Origin of the sequence: Mesorhizobium sp. B3-1-7, assembly GCF_006439385.1 — a bacterium.
GTDB lineage: Bacteria > Pseudomonadota > Alphaproteobacteria > Rhizobiales > Rhizobiaceae > Mesorhizobium.
This window is the reverse complement of record NZ_VFTL01000020.1, coordinates 116,042-133,309: the sequence shown is the minus strand read 5'-3', so window position 1 is coordinate 133,309 and position 17,268 is coordinate 116,042. Positions and strand designations below refer to the sequence as shown.

14 protein-coding genes and 1 pseudogene are annotated in these 17,268 nt (G+C 64.9%); 12 read left to right on the top strand and 3 right to left on the bottom strand.

Translation table 11 applies throughout. The annotated features are described in order from the left end of the window. The 3 genes from FJ417_RS18090 to FJ417_RS18080 form a co-directional block, all read left to right on the top strand. Positions 1-1,203 (top strand): VCBS domain-containing protein (locus FJ417_RS18090; protein WP_210240656.1); only part of this gene is annotated, 1,203 nt, incomplete at its 5' end. A 27-nt stretch (positions 1,204-1,230) separates the two neighbouring features. Continuing rightward, positions 1,231-2,955 (top strand): type I secretion system permease/ATPase, encoded by a 1,725-nt coding sequence (locus tag FJ417_RS18085; protein ID WP_210240655.1) that lies wholly within the window; start codon positions 1,231-1,233, stop codon positions 2,953-2,955. Beyond that, a complete protein-coding gene (locus tag FJ417_RS18080) occupies positions 2,952-4,283 on the top strand; it encodes an HlyD family type I secretion periplasmic adaptor subunit (RefSeq protein ID WP_140784420.1) in 1,332 nt (443 codons plus the stop codon). The genes FJ417_RS18085 and FJ417_RS18080 overlap by 4 nt, the downstream gene beginning before the upstream one ends. 31 nt (positions 4,284-4,314) lie before the next feature. On the opposite strand, the gene FJ417_RS33145 is transcribed toward FJ417_RS18080, so the two are convergent. The 3 genes and pseudogenes from FJ417_RS33145 to FJ417_RS18070 form a co-directional block, all read right to left on the bottom strand. Beyond that, entirely contained in the window at positions 4,315-4,470 is a 156-nt protein-coding gene (locus tag FJ417_RS33145) for a hypothetical protein (RefSeq protein ID WP_181183251.1), read from the bottom strand. 37 nt (positions 4,471-4,507) lie between these two features. Further along, a pseudogene (locus FJ417_RS33555) lies at positions 4,508-4,777 on the bottom strand (cyclic nucleotide-binding domain-containing protein); the annotation flags it as partial. An 83-nt stretch (positions 4,778-4,860) separates the two neighbouring features. Continuing rightward, entirely contained in the window at positions 4,861-5,232 is a 372-nt protein-coding gene (locus FJ417_RS18070) for a MucR family transcriptional regulator (RefSeq protein WP_246687486.1), read from the bottom strand. 417 nt (positions 5,233-5,649) lie between these two features. Between FJ417_RS18070 and FJ417_RS18065 the strand changes: the two genes are divergently transcribed. From FJ417_RS18065 to FJ417_RS18025, 9 genes are all read left to right on the top strand, one after another. Further along, positions 5,650-6,510, top strand: a complete 861-nt coding sequence (locus FJ417_RS18065) for a DUF6502 family protein (protein ID WP_181183253.1) — start codon at positions 5,650-5,652, stop codon at positions 6,508-6,510. Between the two features lie 32 nt (positions 6,511-6,542). Continuing rightward, positions 6,543-7,595, top strand: coding sequence for a DUF5666 domain-containing protein (locus tag FJ417_RS33140; RefSeq protein ID WP_181183250.1), 1,053 nt, complete (start codon positions 6,543-6,545; stop codon positions 7,593-7,595). A gap of 476 nt (positions 7,596-8,071) precedes the next feature. After that, positions 8,072-8,674, top strand: coding sequence for an ANTAR domain-containing response regulator (locus tag FJ417_RS18055; protein ID WP_140706758.1), 603 nt, complete (start codon positions 8,072-8,074; stop codon positions 8,672-8,674). Positions 8,675-8,676: 2 nt separating this feature from the next. Next, positions 8,677-9,903 carry a CmpA/NrtA family ABC transporter substrate-binding protein gene (locus tag FJ417_RS18050; protein WP_181183252.1) on the top strand — a complete coding sequence of 409 codons (1,227 nt, stop codon included), beginning with the start codon at positions 8,677-8,679 and terminating at the stop codon, positions 9,901-9,903. 358 nt (positions 9,904-10,261) lie between these two features. Further along, positions 10,262-10,432: a twin-arginine translocation signal domain-containing protein gene (locus FJ417_RS18045; RefSeq protein WP_140784417.1), complete on the top strand. Its 171-nt coding sequence runs from the start codon at positions 10,262-10,264 to the stop codon at positions 10,430-10,432. Between the two features lie 52 nt (positions 10,433-10,484). Further along, positions 10,485-11,786: a nitrate/nitrite transporter gene (locus tag FJ417_RS18040; RefSeq protein ID WP_140784416.1), complete on the top strand. Its 1,302-nt coding sequence runs from the start codon at positions 10,485-10,487 to the stop codon at positions 11,784-11,786. A 17-nt stretch (positions 11,787-11,803) separates the two neighbouring features. Beyond that, the gene (nirB, locus tag FJ417_RS18035) at positions 11,804-14,254 is read left to right on the top strand and encodes a nitrite reductase large subunit NirB (RefSeq protein WP_140784415.1); all 2,451 of its coding nucleotides are present in this window, start codon (positions 11,804-11,806) and stop codon (positions 14,252-14,254) included. Positions 14,255-14,259: 5 nt separating this feature from the next. Then, positions 14,260-14,589, top strand: coding sequence for a nitrite reductase small subunit NirD (gene nirD / locus FJ417_RS18030; protein WP_140784423.1), 330 nt, complete (start codon positions 14,260-14,262; stop codon positions 14,587-14,589). 3 nt (positions 14,590-14,592) lie between these two features. Next, positions 14,593-17,262 (top strand): nitrate reductase, encoded by a 2,670-nt coding sequence (locus FJ417_RS18025; protein WP_140784414.1) that lies wholly within the window; start codon positions 14,593-14,595, stop codon positions 17,260-17,262. Positions 17,263-17,268 lie beyond the last annotated feature (6 nt).

Below are 17,268 nucleotides of genomic sequence, written 5' to 3'. Positions count from 1 at the left end.
ACGCTGACGGTCACCTCGGCCGACGGCACCGCGCACCAGGACATCGTGGTCAACATCACCGGCGCCAACGACGCGGCGGTGATCAGCGGCGACACCGGCGGTTCCGTGACTGAGGATGCAGTGCTGACCGTAAACGGCGCTCTGACCGTCAACGACCCCGACGCAGGCCAGAACTCGTTCCAGGTGCACAATGGCAGCAATCCGGTTGCCGGTACGTATGGCTCGCTGACCATCGATGCCGGTGGAAACTGGGTCTACACGCTCAACAATGCCGCGGCCAATGTCCAGGCTCTGACCTCTGCCGACCACCCGCACGACCAGATCCATGTGTCGTCGGCCGATGGCACGGACCATGTCATCGACATCACGGTGAACGGTGCCAACGAGCCCGTGACCAACCATGCGCCGACCGCCCCGGTCTTCGTCCCGAGTTCGGCTCCGATCGCCGACGGGAATGCTATCGATTTGGGCCACTTCTTCTCCGTGGATCCCGATGCAGGCGATAGCGTGCAATATTCCGCTCTATTCACGCTCGGATCTGGCAACCTGAATTCGATCGGTGTCGACTCGAATTCCGGCGAACTGACGGCGAGTGTGCCCCCCGGACAAGTCGTCTCCGGCACGCTCACCGTCACTGCGACCGACAATCATGCTGCTTCTTCGTCGTCGCAAACCTTCAATGTCTGGATCGGCAACGGCAGCAGCAGCGGCAATGACGGGATCGTTCTCAGCAGCACGAACCCCAACATCGCGGACGGTCGAGCTGGCGCCGACGGACTGACGGGCTCCAGCGGTGTCGACTATATCTTCGGCGGAAGCGGCAACGATACGATCAAGGGCCTTGGCGGGGCAGACTGGTTGAGCGGCGGAGCCGGGGACGATCATTTCCGGTTCGAGGCGGTGAGCGATTCAACCCATGCGGCCTTCGACACCATTCTCGATTTCCAGCACGGGACGGGCTCAGCGGGTCACGACTTCGTCGACTTTGCGAGCACCCTTGGCCTGACCACAACCGGCACGGTCTCGGGTGGAAATCTGGCCGCTCATACCGTTGCCTGGCAGAGCGACGGGAGTGGCAACATGATCGTCTATGCCAATACCGGAAGCTCGATCGAGAGCGTGACGGGTGGAGTCCACATCATCGAAATCCATTTGATAGGGGTCCCCACGCTCAGTGCCAGCGATTTCACCCTGAGCGCCTGACAACCATGAAGGGCGGCAGATAAGATGATGCAGGACCATTCTGCGCTTAAGCTTGCCCTCTCCCGTTGCCGCGGCGGTTTCGCCGCGGTGGCGGGGTTCAGCTTCTTCATCAACCTGCTCGTACTCTCGACCTCGATCTATATGCTGCAGGTCTATGATCGCGTGCTGACGGGACGCAGCGTGGAAACGCTCGTCTATCTGACGCTGATTACGACGGCGGCGCTGGCTGCAATGGGCGCGCTCGAATTCTTCCGCTCCCGGCTGCTGGTGCAGCTCGGCACCTGGATCGACCGCGTGCTGTCGCCGCAGGTACTGGGCCGTGGGCTTGAGAACGCGTTGCGCGGTTCATCTTACCGCACCGAGGCGCTGCGCGACCTCGCCACGCTGCGCGGCTATCTTGGCGGCGGCGGCATCATGGCGCTGTTCGACGCGCCATGGATGCCGCTCTATCTCGGTTTCATCTTCCTGCTGCATCCCCTGCTCGGACTTCTGGCGCTGGGCGGCGCGATCATCCTGTTCGGCCTCGCCCTTGCCAACAACGCACTGACGGCCAACACGCTCAAACAGGCCAACGCCGCTTCCGCGCGCGCCTACCAGGCGGCGGATGCCGGTTTCCGCAATGCCGAAGTCATCGACGGGATGGGCATGGGCGGGGTGCTCGCCCGGCGTTGGGACGCAGCCAATGCGTCTGTGCTCGCGCTGCAGACGACCGCCAGCGACTGGGCCGGCCTGATCAATGCCTTCACCAAGCCGTTCCGGATGTTCCTGCAGGTCGCGGTGCTGGGGCTCGGCGCCTGGCTGTCGCTGCGCCATGAAGTCTCGCCCGGCGCCATGATCGCGGCCTCGATCATCATGTCGCGCGCGCTCGCCCCGGTCGAGCAGGCTATCGCAACCTGGAAACAGACGACCGCCGCTCGCGAGGCCTGGCGTCGCCTGGACCGGCTGTTCGAGGCTCCGTCGCTGCGCCCGCCGGGGATGGAATTGCCGCGTCCGCAGGGGCGGCTTTCGGTCGAGGCTGTCGCTTACACGCCAGCCGGCGCCAAGGAGCCCGCGCTCAGGAATCTCTCCTTCGCCGTGCCGCCGGGCCAGGTGCTTGCTGTGATTGGCCCGTCTGCGGCCGGCAAGTCGACGCTTGCCCGCCTGATCGTCGGCATGCTGTCGCCGCAGCAAGGCCGGGTTCGGCTCGACGGTGTCGACGTGTTTTCCTGGAACCGAACCGACTTCGGCTCTTATGTCGGCTACCTCCCTCAGGACGTCGAACTCTTTCCCGGCACCATCCGCGAGAACATCGCCCGCATGGAACAAGGCGATCCGGCCGAGATCGTGGCCGCCGCCCAGATGGCGGGCGTGCACGAGATGATCCTCAGACTCCCAAATGGCTATGATACCGAGATCGGCGAACAGGGTTCGGTGCTCTCCGGCGGGCAGCGCCAGCGCATTGGCCTTGCCAGGGCGCTCTACCGCCGTCCGGCGCTGGTGGTGCTGGACGAGCCGAACTCCAATCTCGATGCCGTTGGCGAGGAAGCGCTGAATCAGGCGATTGCCGCGATGAAGGAGGCAGGTTCGACCGTGGTCATCGTCGCCCACCGCCCGTCGCTGATGGTCAACGTCGATTGCGTCCTGGTGCTGAACGATGGCCAGCCGCAAATGTTCGGCCCGCGCGATGGCGTGCTTGCGCAACTGCGCCGCCCCGAGCAGCAGTCCGCCCCGCCGCAGGTTCGGGTCGTGAGCTCCGAAAGGACCGGGTCGTGACGGAAGCCGTCCTGTCGCTGAAAATGCCGCCGCCACCACCCGCTTGGCCGGCGGTAAGCGCCCATGTCTTCGGCGGCCTGACCGTCATCGGCCTGCTGTTCGGTGGCTTCGGCCTCTGGGCAGCCACCGCGCCGCTGACGAGCGCGGCGGTCGCGTCCGGGGTGGTGAAGGTCGACAGCAACCGCAAGACCATACAGCACCTGGAAGGCGGCATCATCCGGGAAATCCTGGTCCGGGAGGGAGACCTGGTCAAGCAGGGTCAGATACTGGTCCGCCTCGACGGGCTCGACGCGGAATCCGACCGCGACGCCGTGCGCGGCGAACTCGATTCCGCGCTCGCCGGCGAAGCCCGCCTGATCGCGCAGCGCGACGGCCTGAAGACAATTCCTTTTTCTGCGGACCTGTCGGCGCGGCAAAGCGACCCCACCGTCGCCGAGGCCATGGCCGGGCAGGAGCGCATCTTCCAGGACCAGGCCAAGGTTCAGGCGTCGGAGGTCGAGGTCTGGCAGCAGCGGATCGCCCAATACCATGCCCAGATGTCGGCGCTCGCTGCGAGAGTTGCGGCCTTCGAGATCCAGTTGCCGTCTCTGCGGGAAGAGCTGGCGGACGCCCGCACACTTCTGAAGAAAGGCTATGGGGTGAAGTCCCGCGTGCTCCAGCTCGAACGGCAGGTCATTGCCGCGCAGGGCGAGGCTGACTCGAACCGTGGCAATATAGAAAGCCTGCGGCAGCAGATCGCCGAGGCGGACGCGCAGATCGACAATGGCCGGCTCTCCTATGTCAAGAAGGCCGCCGAGGACCTTCGTGACGTCCAGACCAAACGCCCCGAGCTCGAAAAGGCGCTTCAGAAGACCGACGCGCGCGCGGCGCGCCGGGATGTCGTTGCGCCGGAAGATGGGGCGGTAATGAACCTTCGGTATTTCACGCCGGGCGGAGTTGTGCCCCCCGGCGGGATTATTCTCGATCTGGTTCCCGACCAGGACAAGATGGTGCTGGACGTCAAGATTCAGCCGCTGGATATCGATGTCGTTCGCCCCGGTCTGCCGGCGACGGTGCGGCTCGTCGCCTACAAGCAGAGAACCACGCCCACGGTGAAGGGCGCCCTTACCCGCGTTTCGGCCGACGCCGAGATCGACGAGCGCAGCGGCGCGACGTTTTTCAGGGGGACGGTCGAGGTGAGTGCCGATGAGCTCAAGAACCTCCCACAAGTGAAGCTATATCCGGGAATGCCGGTGGACGTCTCCGTTGTCACCGGCAAGCGAACCCTGCTCGAATATCTCTTTCAGCCGGTCGCCGACAGTTTCGCTCACGCCTTCAAGGAGGAATGAAAAGGCCGCCAGCCTCGAGTTGGCATGGCATTCACGGCTGCAGCTCCATCGTGCGGGCGCCGCGAAGCGGCGGCGCGCGATGGGTTGAGACGACGACGATCCGATCGCTGAAGCGGTCGAGCAGCCGCTCGAGAACGCGCGCTCCCTGCGTATCGTCGAGGTGCTCGGTCGGCTCGTCGAGCAGCATGAGCGGCTTGGTCGACAGCCAGGCACGGGCGAGATTGATCGGGAGCGAATTGCAGTCCGACGATCTGCTGGCGGCCGTCGGAAAGCGTCTTGGTCAATTTCACGACGCCCGAAAGCACATTCGAGAGACGCTCGACGCTCCTGGAATCGCCCACCAGCTCCTTGCCGGCCTCGGCCTTGTGCCGCTTCGTCGATTTGGCGAGCACCTGGAGCTGCTCGGCGTTGAGCGCTCCGCATATGCCGCGATGCCGCGCCTCGCACGAAGCGCAGAGCACCGGGACGCCTGTCGTGTGAATATCCTCGCGCACGAGGGAACACCTATAGTGTTCCTATCTGCCAGCAACGCTCGTAGCGTCGCAGTCCGCCTGAAACCTGCCGGCCGTCCCGGACCTTACTTCATCCTTCGGCCGAGGCCCATGGATTTGGCCAGTTTCGAACGCGTTGCCGAATAATTTGGCGCTACCATCGGGTAGTTCGAAGGCAGGTTCCACTTCGCTCGATACTGGTCTGGCGTAAGGCCGTATTGGGTCTCGATATGCCGCTTGAGCGATTTGAAGCGCTTGCCGTCTTCCAAGCAGATGATGAATTCCGGCGTGACGGTTTTTTTCGCCCGGGCCACGCCCTTTATCTCGTCCGGCGGGACATCGGGCGACCCAAGTGAGATCAGCTTGATCGAGGCGTATATCTTGCCGATGAAGTCGGGCAGCTCGGCCGCAGGCAGCGGATTGTTCGCAATGTAGGCGGATACAACGCTTGCGGTCAGGGAGACAGTGGGATCTAGGCGTTCGTTGAGCGAGACAAAGCCGTCCGAGGAGCTTGAAAAGTCCTTTCCGTTGGCCTCCGTGCCGCGATGCGTAAGGTCCATGCGGTCGAATCCATCCAAGGCCTTATTTATGGCCGGCTTCACATAAGGCCTTTTCAACAATGCTCTCCTCTGCCGGTCATACCCTTGCGGCGATCGATGTGAGGTTCTGCCTCGCGATAAATATTGTGGGAAAATTTCACACGTGTCAACCAAGGGAGAGCTGGCGACCACTGGACATAACGCGCCTTGCGAATTGAGGATAGCGAGGTGGACAGGCGGCATGCAGGCCCATCTATTGTGGAAGCATTTCCCACGGGCTATTTTCGGCAGGAATTTTCGGGGCATAGGTGGTTGATTGACGGGTGGAGGACGGCGATGAGCAAATCGGCGGAACAATATCTGGATGCCGCGGGCGTCCAGAGCGCGTTGAACCGGGTGCTTCGCCCGTTGGTGCGATTGGCGATCAAATGCGGGGTGACGTTTCCCACCTTCGTCGACCTGCTGCGGCAGATCTACGTCAACGTGGCGGAGCATGAATTCACGCTGCCCGACAAGCAGCAGACGGACAGCAGGGTAAGCCTGTTGACGGGTGTCCATCGCAAGGAGGTCAGCCGTCTGCGAGGCGCCGGCGCCCCGGTCAGGGTGATACCCGAATCCGTTTCGAGGACGAGCGCGATTGTCGCGCGCTGGCTTGCGGATCCGTTGTTCACCGATGCCAAGGGCGCGCCATTGCCCTTGCCGCGAATGGCCGAGGCCGGAGAGGCGTCGTTCGCGGGCCTCGTGGAGTCGGTGACGCGGGATTTGCGGCCGAGAGCGGTTCTGGACGACTGGCTCGATCGAAAGCTGGTGGAGATCGACGAGGAGGACCGCATCGTCCTGATGGAGGCGGCGATTGCGCCGCGCGACGACGGCGAGGTCAGACTCTATTACTTTGCCCGCAACCTTCAGGACCATGCCGCCGCCGCCGTCGCGAACATCCTGGCGGACAAACCGCCCTTCATCGAGCGGGCCGTCCACTATGACGGGCTCTCGGAAGACCTTGCCAGGTCGCTCGAAGCCTACAGCCGCAAGGTCGCAGTGGAGACACTTATCCAGCTCAACAAGCATGCGAACCAGGCGGTGAAAAGCGATCCCGGCGGGACAAGCCGTTGGAATTGCGGCGTCTACATCCTCACCTCCGACGGTGCATCGTTTGCCGGCGAAGAATCCTCCAAGCCTGCCGGCGGAGACGCTTGATGCACTGGAGGTTGACGAGGCGGAGTTTTCTGATGCTCGGCGCCGCCTTTCCGGCGGCGTTGCCCAGTTCAATCGCAAGGGCGACGGATACGTCGAGCGACCGGGGTATCGGCGGCACCGGGTGGACGGCGGGAACGGAGAGCGATCACGGCATCGGCGGCACCGGCATAGTGGGAACCATACAGCGCTTCGGCAGCATCTTCGTCAACGATGTGCGCGTCGCCTACGGTCCGGACGTGCCCGTTTGGATAGACGGCGTCGCAGCCACGACAGGCAGCCTCAAGGTGGGACATGTTGTCCGCGTGGCCGTGACACGGGATGCGGATCGCATCGTCACGCGTGAAATCCACGTCACCAGCGAGGTCGTCGGGCCTGTCGAACGCGCAAGTCGCGGTTCGATCCTGGTCCTGGGACAGAGCGTGGACACCAGCCGCGTTGCAGGAATGCCGACGGTCAAGAAGGGGGATATCGTGGCCGTTCAAGGCATCCGGCGGCCGGGCGGGAAGATCGTTGCAAGCTTGATAGAGACCAGACAGTCCGGGACGCCTTACCTTGTGCGCGGCCTGGCGGTCGTGAGGTCGGGCTCACTGCTGGTGGGACGACTGAGCCTCGGCCCAAGGTCGCTGCAGCTTGCGAACCGCCGCGTCGAGCTGTTCCTGGCCAAGGCCAGCGGCGGCTACAGGGTGTTGCGCATCGAGGCGGAGGTTCCGGTTCCACAGGCCGATGCCGCGAACGTGCTGTATGAGACCTTCCTGCGGCGCCAGGGACCTCGGCTGGTATCGGGTCTGGGGGTCTCGATCGACGACCAAGGCGACGATTCGAACTCGACAGCTGTCGTCCACGCGTTCCTTGCCGTCGGGTTCGACCGGGCGGGCAACATCGTATCGGCCTCGCGCCAGGCGAATTCCGGCATGCGGCCGCAAGGCCCGCCCGGCATGCCCGGTCAGCCGCCTGGTTCAGGTCCGCCAAAAGGCCCAGGCGGTCCAGAGGCTCCCGGTGGCGCACCCAATGGCGAGCCGGTTGGGCCTGGAGGGCCCGGAGGGCCGAGCGGCCCTGGTGGACCGGGCGGTCCAGGCGCTCCCTGAGGTCCAGCAAGAGGACCTAGCAGGCTGTTGCCGCCGGCAAGGGCGGACGCTTCGCGGTGTCGGCTGCCTCTCGAAAACACGCTGTCTCGCGATGGCGATAGATCCGGCCGGCCTGTCTCTTGCGAGGGACAGGCCGGCCGGCGCAGTCGCACTGGGCTCTTTTACCGGGGTGGGTGTTTCGAGCCCTTTCGTTACGGCTGCTCTTCCGCGGATCATGCGGGGGCAGGTGATCCGTGGAAATTCAGTCCGCGCCTGCGAAAGCAGGTCCGATCGAAGCGGCTTTGATCGACGGCCAAATATTTGTGGGAAAATTACCCACATGTCAAGCGATTCATTGGCTGGCCGCGCTCCCTGGCGGGCGATTTCATGTTCGCCCGGGGCGATGCTCAGGTTGCTTACCCCTGGTAAGGCCCGGATCGCGGCCTTCCCGCCGACTACCGCATTGCACAAATCCGGCCTACCTGCACAATAGGCGCATGTCCGCCGGTTCGTTGACCATCCTTGTTATTGACGAGAACCGCATCCGTGCCTCGATCATCGAGGCCGGATTGCGGGACGCCGGCCATCGCCATGTCACGGTGATCCATGATGTGGCCGGCATCGCCCGGCGCATCGCCGAGATCGAGCCGGACGTCATCGTCATCGACCTCGAAAACCCCAACCGCGACATGCTGGAGAACATGTTCCAGCTTTCGCGCGCGGTGAAGCGGCCGATCGCCATGTTCGTCGACCGCTCGGATCAGGCTTCGATCGAGGCGGCCGTCGATGCCGGCGTGTCGGCCTATGTGGTCGACGGGCTGAAGAAGGAACGCATCAAGCCGATCCTCGACATGGCGATCAGCCGCTTCAACGCCTTCTCGCGCATGGCGCGCGAACTCGAGGAAGCGCGCAGCGAGCTGGAGAACCGCAAGGTCATCGACCGGGCCAAGGGGATCTTGATGAAGTCGCGGGGCCTAAGCGAAGAGGCGGCCTATGCGCTGCTGCGCAAGACCGCGATGAACCAGAACCGCAAGATCTCCGACATCGCCCAGAGCCTAGTGACGGCTGCGGGATTGCTGGGGCCTCTGGAGGGCGAATGAGCATGTCGGTAGCGCATCAGATCACCGCCGGCTTCATGCCGCTTTTCGATAGCGCCGTCCTGGTCGCAGCCGGCGAGATAGGCTTTGCCGCGCGCGAGGGCATCGAGCTCAAGCTGCAACGCGAGACTTCCTGGGCCAACATCCGCGACCGCATCGCCATCGGCCATTTCGATGTCGCGCATATGCTGGGGCCGATGCCGCTCGCCTGCAGCCTTGGCCTCACGCCGCTTGCCTCCGAAACCATCGTGCCGTTCTCGCTCGGCCTCGGCGGCAATTGCGTCACCGTCTCCAACGCCGTGTGGGAAGGCATGGCGGCGCATGGCGCGGCGCCTGACCTCGATCCCGCCCGCGCCGGGGCGGCGCTCGGCGCGCTGATCCGCGAGCGGATGGGCGCCGTTCGCGAGCCGCTGCGCTTCGCCGTCGTCCACCCGCATTCCGGGCATAATTACGAATTGCGCTACTGGCTTGCCGCCTGCGGTATCGATCCCGACCGGGACATCGAAATCGTCATCGTGCCGCCGCCCTTCATGGCCGACGCTTTAGCCGCCGGCCGCATCGACGGCTATTGCGTCGGCGAGCCCTGGAACAGCGCCGCCGTCGCGACGGGCACCGGCCACATCGTCACCGTCAAGGCGCTGCTGTGGCGCAACAGCCCGGAAAAGGTCATCGGTGCCCGCAGGGCTTGGGCTGAGGAAAACCCAGAGGCGCTAGCCGCCCTGCTCAGGGCGCTGCATCATTCCGCCCGTTGGTGCCAGGATCCGGCGAACCGCGGCGAACTGGCCGCGCTGATGGCAAGGCCAGCCTTCCTCGGGCAGCCGGAGACGATCCAGATGCCGGCGCTCACCGGACGCCTTCAACTCGGCGGCGGCGCGGAACGGCGCGTCGAGGATTTCTTCCTGCCTTTCGACAAGGCGGCCAATTTTCCCTGGAAGAGCCATGCGCTGTGGTTCTACACGCAGATGGTGCGCTGGGGGCAGTTGCCGCACACGCCACAGAACCTGGCCATCGCCCGCGACTGCTACCGGCCCGACCTCTATCGATCGGCGCTCAAGCCGCTTGGAGTCGCGCTGCCCGGCGCCAATGCCAAGGTCGAGGGCGCATTGAAGGTCGCGACGCCTGTCGGCTCAGCGGGGGCCAGTCTCATCCTTGGCCCCGATGGATTCTTCGACGGCCAAATCTTCGATCCGGACCGGATCGACGCCTATATTGACGGCCAGAAGCGAGCTTGATTATTTGCGCGCCATTCTTGTGCATTGCACAAAATTTATGCGGTGTTGTCGCGCCATTGATCAATGTTTGACCGCGAACATGTTTGGCACGATCGCCGACTGGCGTTCATACCGCTTTGTTTTTCCACAGAATTCAGCTTCTTCGTAGAACTGGCACGCTTCGTGCTTTGAAATAGCCGAGCCCCTCGCGGGCAATGGAACAGGCGTCCAATGGCGGGCGCCACAGGCAAAGCTGCCGCTCAGGTCACCACGCGATCCCGGATGCACGGACGCGAGAGGGCCTGGACGGCAGCTTTTTTGTTTTGGCGACACGCAATCGACGGCGCTGGCCCCAAGCAGCGCCCAACGGGAGACGACGATGACGAGATGGATCGGAACGACATCCCTCAAGGATTTCACCCGCCGCGATTTCCTGGCGAGCAGCGCGCTGACGGCGGTGCTGTTCATCGCCGCGCTGCTCTTGTTTCCCGCCAGCCACGAAGCCGAAGGCAAGGGTCCGCAAGTGACCGCGCAAGCCCCGTCGTGCTGACCATGATCAACACCACACGCGGCGCCTTCCTCGCTGCAAACCGGAGCTAGCCATGACCGCAAATCTCCCAGCCGCGCCCAGCCAGGACAGTGCTTCCCGGCAGGCGCTTACCATGTCCACCATCGCCTTCACCGTCTGCTTCGCGGTGTGGACGATCTTTTCCATCATCGGCGTTCGCATCAAGCAGGAGCTTGGGCTCAACGAGACCGAGTTCGGCCTGCTGGTCGGCACGCCGATCCTGACGGGCTCGCTCGTGCGCATGGTGCTCGGCGTCTGGACCGACCGCTATGGCGGCCGCCTGGTCTACACAGCGACCATGCTCGCGGCCGCGGTCGCGACCTTCCTGCTCGCTTTCGCGCACACCTACGGGCAGATGCTGCTGGCCGCGCTCGGCGTCGGGCTCGCGGGCGGCTCGTTCGCCGTTGGCGTCGCCTATGTCTCGCGCTTCTTTCCAGCCGGAAAACAAGGCACAGCGCTCGGCATCTTCGGTGTCGGCAATGTCGGCGCCGCGGTCACCAAGTTCCTGGCGCCGTTCGTGCTCTTGTCCTGGGGCTGGCAGTCGGTGGCGCTGATCTGGGCGGCTGCGCTGGTCGTCATGGCCATCGTCTTCTGGTTCACGACCGACGACGATCCGGTCATCCGCGAGCGCCGCGCCGGTCCGGTGGCGCCGGCAAGAAGCTTCTGGCAGGAATTCGCGCCGCTGAAGAACCTGCGGGTCTGGCGCTTGGCCTTCTACTACTTCTTTTCCTTCGGCGCGTTCGTGGCGCTGTCGCTCTGGCTGCCGCGTTACCTGATCGGTGTCTACGGCTTCGGCATCGCCACCGCCGGCATGATCGGCGCCGCCTATTCGATCCCCGCCAGCATCTTCCGCGCCTATGGTGGCGTGCTTTCCGACCGCATCGGCGCCCGCACCGTGCTCTACTGGACCTTCAGCGTTTGTGCCGTCGCGACGCTCGTTCTGTCTCTCCCCTCGGCAGACTATGTCGTGCGCGGCATCAGCGGGCCGATCCCCTTCCACTTCGAGATCGGCCCGCTCGCCTTCATCGCCGTCGCTTCCGTGCTCGGCTTCTTCATGAGCCTCGGCAAGGCCGCCGTCTACAAGCACATCCCGGCCTATTATCCGCAGAGCGTCGGCGCGGTCGGCGGCGTGGTCGGCATGATCGGCGGGCTCGGCGGTTTCATCCTGCCGATCGCCTTCGGCGCGCTGAACGACCTCACCGGCGTCTGGTCGAGCTGCTTCATGCTCCTGTTCCTGATCGTCAGCTCGTGCCTGCTCTGGATGCACGTCACCATCCGCCGGATGGAGCGCGCGGCCGCCGTCAAGACATCGTCCCTTTCCTACGCCGCCGAATAGATCGGAGCAGACCGGACATGAGCGAAAAACTCGTCATCATCGGCAATGGCATGGCGCCCGGCAGGCTGCTGGAGCACCTGCTGGAGGCAGCGCCGGACCGCTACGCCGTCACCATCTTCAACGCCGAGCCGCGCGTGAACTACGACCGCATCATGCTGTCGCCGGTGCTCTCGGGCGAGAAGGCGTTCGAGGAGATCGTCATCCATGGCGACGGCTGGTACATCAAGCACGGCATCACGCTCTACAAGGGCCACAAGATTGTCGCCATCGACCGTGAGGCCAAGACCGTCACCTCGGACCACGGCGTGACCGAAAGCTATGACCGGCTGGTCATCGCTACCGGCTCGGTGCCCTTCATCATTCCGGTGCCCGGCAAGGAATTGCCGGGCGTGCTCAGCTATCGCGACCTCGACGACGTCAATGCCATGCTGCTCGCCGCGCAGTCGCGTGCCAAGGCAATCGTCATCGGCGGTGGCCTGCTTGGGCTCGAAGCCGCTGCCGGGCTGAAAGAACGCGGCATGGACGTCACCGTGCTGCACGTCATGCCGACGCTGATGGAGCGCCAGCTCGATCCGGCCGCCGGCTACCTGCTGCAGAAGGCCGTCGAGGCGCGCGGCATCAAGGTCATGACCAAGGCCAACACCAAGGCCATCGTCGGCAACGGCAAGGTCGAGGGCGTAGAACTGATGGATGGCACGGTCATCCCGGCAACGCTGGTTGTGATGGCGGTCGGCATCCGGCCCAGCACCACGCTCGCCAAGGAGGCCGGGCTGGAGGTCAATCGCGGCATCGTAGTCGACGACCGCATGCGGACTTCCGATCCGGCGATCATGGCGCTCGGCGAATGCGCGGAGGTCGGCGGCCATGTCTATGGGCTGGTCGCGCCGCTCTATGAGATGGCCCGCGTCGCGGCCGCCGGGCTGGCGGATGGCGAGGACAGGCGCTTCGTCCACTCCGACACGCCGACCAAGCTCAAGGTCACCGGCATCGACCTCTATTCGCTCGGCGATTTCGCCGACGGCGAGGATCGCGAGGAGATTATCCTGCGCGACGCATCCGCCGGCATCTACAAGCGCGTCGTGCTGCAGGACAACCGCATCATCGGCACGGTGCTGTTCGGCGAGACGGGCGACGGCGCCTGGTTCAACGACCTCAAGAAGAAGGCGACCGACATTTCGGAGATGCGCGACACGCTGATCTTCGGCCAAGCGTTCCAGGGAGGCGTTTCCTCGGACCCTTTGGCGGCCGTTGCGGCACTGGCGGATGATGCGGAAATCTGCGGCTGCAACGGCGTCTGCAAGGGAAAGATCACCGGCGCGATCACCGGCAAGGGGCTGACCGGTCTCGACGATGTGCGCGCCCACACCAAGGCCTCGGCTTCGTGCGGCTCGTGCACGGGCCTCGTCGAGCAACTGCTGAAGCTCACGTTGGGCGACACCTACAATCCGGCGGCGGTGCAGCCCATGTGCGGCTGCACCAGCCTTGGCCATGACGATGTGCGGCGGCTGATCAAGGCGAAGGGACTGAAGACGATCCCCGCCGTCATGCAGGAACTGGAATGGAAGACCTCCTGCGGCTGCGCAAAGTGCCGGCCGGCGCTGAACTACTATCTCGTCTGCGACTGGCCTGACCAATATGCCGACGACTACCAGTCGCGCTTCATCAACGAGCGCGTGCACGCCAACATCCAGAAGGACGGCACCTATTCGGTGGTGCCGCGCATGTGGGGCGGCGTCACCAGCGCCGGCGAACTGCGCGCCATCGCCGACGTGGTCGACAAGTTCGACATCCCGATGGTCAAGGTCACCGGCGGCCAGCGCATCGACATGCTGGGCATCCGCAAGGAGGACCTGCCGGCGGTGTGGGCCGATCTCGGCAAGGCCGGCTTCGTCTCCGGCCATGCCTACGCCAAGGGCCTGCGCACCGTGAAGACCTGTGTCGGTTCCGACTGGTGCCGTTTCGGCACGCAGGATTCGACCGGCCTCGGCATCCGCATCGAAAAATTCATGTGGGGCTCGTGGACACCGGCCAAGGTGAAGATGGCGGTGTCGGGATGCCCGCGCAACTGCGCGGAAGCGACCTGCAAGGATGTCGGCGTGGTCTGCGTCGACTCCGGCTACGAGATCCATTTCGCCGGGGCCGCCGGCCTCGATATCAAGGGCACCGAAGTGCTCGGCCTGGTCAAGACCGAGGACGAGGCGCTGGAGGTGATCGTGGCGCTTGTCCAGATGTATCGCGAACAGGCCCGCTATCTGGAGCGCATCTACAAATGGGCCAAACGCGTCGGCACCGCCGAGATCAAGAAGCAGATCCTGGACGATGCAGAGCGCCGCAGGACGCTCTTCGACCGCTTCGTCTTCAGCCAGAAATTCGCGCAGGTCGATCCGTGGTCGGAGCGCGTCTCCGGCAAGGACAAGCACGAGTTCCGGCCGATGGCGTCGGTCGGTTTCGCGGAGGCAGCGGAGTGACCAATATGAACTGGATCGCCATCGGCTCCATCGCCGACATTCCGCCGCGCGGCGCGCGTTGCGTCGTCACACCGCAAGGCAAGATTGCCGTCTTCCGCACGGCGGACGATCAGGTCTTCGCCATCGACGAGCATTGCCCGCACAAGGGAGGACCGCTCAGCCAGGGCATCGTCCATGGCGCGGCGGTGACTTGCCCGCTGCACAATTGGGTGATCTCGCTGGAGACCGGCAAGGCGCTCGGCGCCGACGAAGGCTCGGTCCGGACTATACCGGTCAAGGTCGAGGGCGAACGGTTGTTCATCGCGCTCGAAGCGCTGGCCTCGAAAGCGGCCTGAGGCATGGAAGAAGCACGCGAGGTGAGGACCACCTGTCCCTATTGCGGGGTGGGTTGCGGCGTGCTGGCCGAGGTCGCCGCGGACGGCACGACGACCGTTCGCGGCGATCCCGATCATCCGGCCAATCTAGGCAAGCTTTGCTCGAAGGGTGCTGCGCTTGGCGAGACGCTCGGCCTTGAAGGCCGCGTGCTGTTGCCGGAAATCGGCGGCAGGCGGGCGAGCTGGGACGAAGCGCTCGACCTCGTTGCCGACAAATTCTCGCGGGCGATTGCCGAGCATGGACCGGACTCGGTCGCCTTCTATGTATCCGGCCAGCTACTGACCGAGGATTATTACGTCGCCAACAAGCTGATGAAGGGCTTCATCGGCTCGGGCAACATCGACACCAATTCGCGGCTCTGCATGGCGTCGTCCGTCGCCGGCCACCGCCGCGCTTTCGGCGAGGACATCGTTCCCGGTGTCTATGAGGATTTCGCGTGCGCCGATCTCATCGTGCTCACCGGCTCCAACACCGCATGGTGCCATCCGGTGCTCTACCAGCGCATGCTTGCGGCGCGAAGGGAACGCGGAACCAGGATCGTCGTCATCGATCCGCGCCGCACCGCCACGGCCGACGAGTGCGACCTGCATCTGGCGCTCGATCCGGGTACGGATGTGCTGTTGTTCAACGGGCTGCTGGCGCATCTCGCGCAAGCCGGAAAGGCCGATGCCGCTTTCGTCCGTGACCATACATCGGGCTTCGACGCCGCATCCGCGCTCGCCTGCGCCGACGCGCCGTCGATTGCGCGCGTCGCGAAAGGTTGCGGGCTGGCAGTCACCGATATCCAGGCCTTCTACGATCTCTTCGCCACCACAGAGCGGACCGTCACGGTCTACAGCCAGGGCGTCAACCAGTCGGCGCATGGGACCGACAAGGTCAACGCCATCATCAACTGCCATCTCGCCACCGGCCGCATCGGGCGACCCGGCATGGGGCCGTTCTCGGTCACCGGTCAGCCGAACGCCATGGGCGGCCGCGAGGTAGGCGGCCTGGCCAACCAGCTCGCCGCGCATATGGACTTCGCGGATGAGGCCAACGTCGACCGGGTCTCGCGCTTCTGGAAGGCGCCAAGCGTCGCGCGGCGCGGCGGCCTGAAGGCGGTGGATATGTTCCAGGCGGTCGCCGACGGCCGCATCAAGGCGCTGTGGGTGATGGGCACCAATCCGGCCGTCAGCATGCCGGATGCGTCGCGCGTGCGCGCCGCCTTGTCCAAATGCGATTTCGTCGTTGTCTCGGATGTGACCCGCACCGACACCACGCGCCATGCCGACGTGCTGCTGCCGGCCGCCGCCTGGGGCGAGAAGGACGGCACGGTCACCAATTCGGAGCGGCGCCTCTCGCGTCAGCGGCCGTTCCTGCCGCCGCCGGGCGAGGCAAGAGCCGACTGGCGCATCATCTGTGATGTCGCCGCCCGCATGGGCTTTGGCGATGCCTTCGCCTACCAAACGCCGGCCGACATCTTCCGCGAGCACGCCGCGCTGTCCGCCTTCGAGAACAGCGGCGAGCGCCTGTTCGATCTCGGCGGCATGGCTGACCTCAGCGACACGGACTATGCCGCCTTCGCGCCGCGTCACTGGCCCGCACCGGAGCGAGGCGAGCAGCAGATACGATTGTTCGGCGACGGCCGTTTCCCGACGCCCGACGGCCGTGCGCGATTCGTGCCGGTGCGGCAGGAGGCAACGGCCTTCACCGTCGATGCCGATTATCCGCTGGCCCTGAACACCGGCCGGCTGCGCGACCAGTGGCACACCATGACGCGCACCGGGACCGTGCCGCGTTTGATGGCGAACGCGCCGGAGCCCGCGGTCGACATCCATCCGGCGGATGCGGCCGCGCACCGTCTCAAGGACGGCGACCTCGCTCAGCTTTCGACGCGCTTCGGCTTCGTCCGTGCACGGGTGCGGGTGTCGGAAGCACAGCGACGCGGCCAGGCCTTCCTGCCAATGCATTGGAGTGGCCATTTCGCGGCGAAGGCAGCGGCCGGTCTGCTGTCCTCGCCGATCACCGATCCTTATTCCGGCCAGCCAGAGCTCAAGCATGTTCCGGCAATGATCGTGCGGGAAGACATCGGATGGGCGGGCGTGCTCATTACACGCCGCGATTTGCGGCCGACAGGTTTCGTCCATTGGAGCCGACAGGCGGTCGAGGGCGGTTGGGTCTACGAGCTGACCGGAACGGAGCCGCCGGATCAGGGCATTCTCCTGGCGCGCAAGCTGCTTGGCGTCCAACGGCGAGATCAGCTTCTGGAATATACTGACCGGCGCGGCCTCGCCTATCGCGCGGCGGCCATTGACGATGGCGGCGCCATGGCGGAAGCCTTGCTGGTCGCCGCCCCGGATCAGTTGCCGGCACGTGACTGGCTGGTGTCGCTGCTCGCAGCGCGCCAGCCACTGTCGGCGACCGATCGCCATGCGCTTTTGTCGGGACGCTCGCCGGTGCCCATGCCTGCCATCGGGCGAGTCGTGTGCGCGTGCTTCCATGTCGGCGCCAACCAGCTTGCGTCGGCCGTAGCCGCCGGATGCGACAGCCTCGAAGCGATCGGCTCGACGCTGCGCGCCGGTACCAATTGCGGCTCGTGCCGCTCGGAGATCAGGGCGATCATCGATGCCCGCCATGTACAGGCGGCGGAGTGAGCCGCG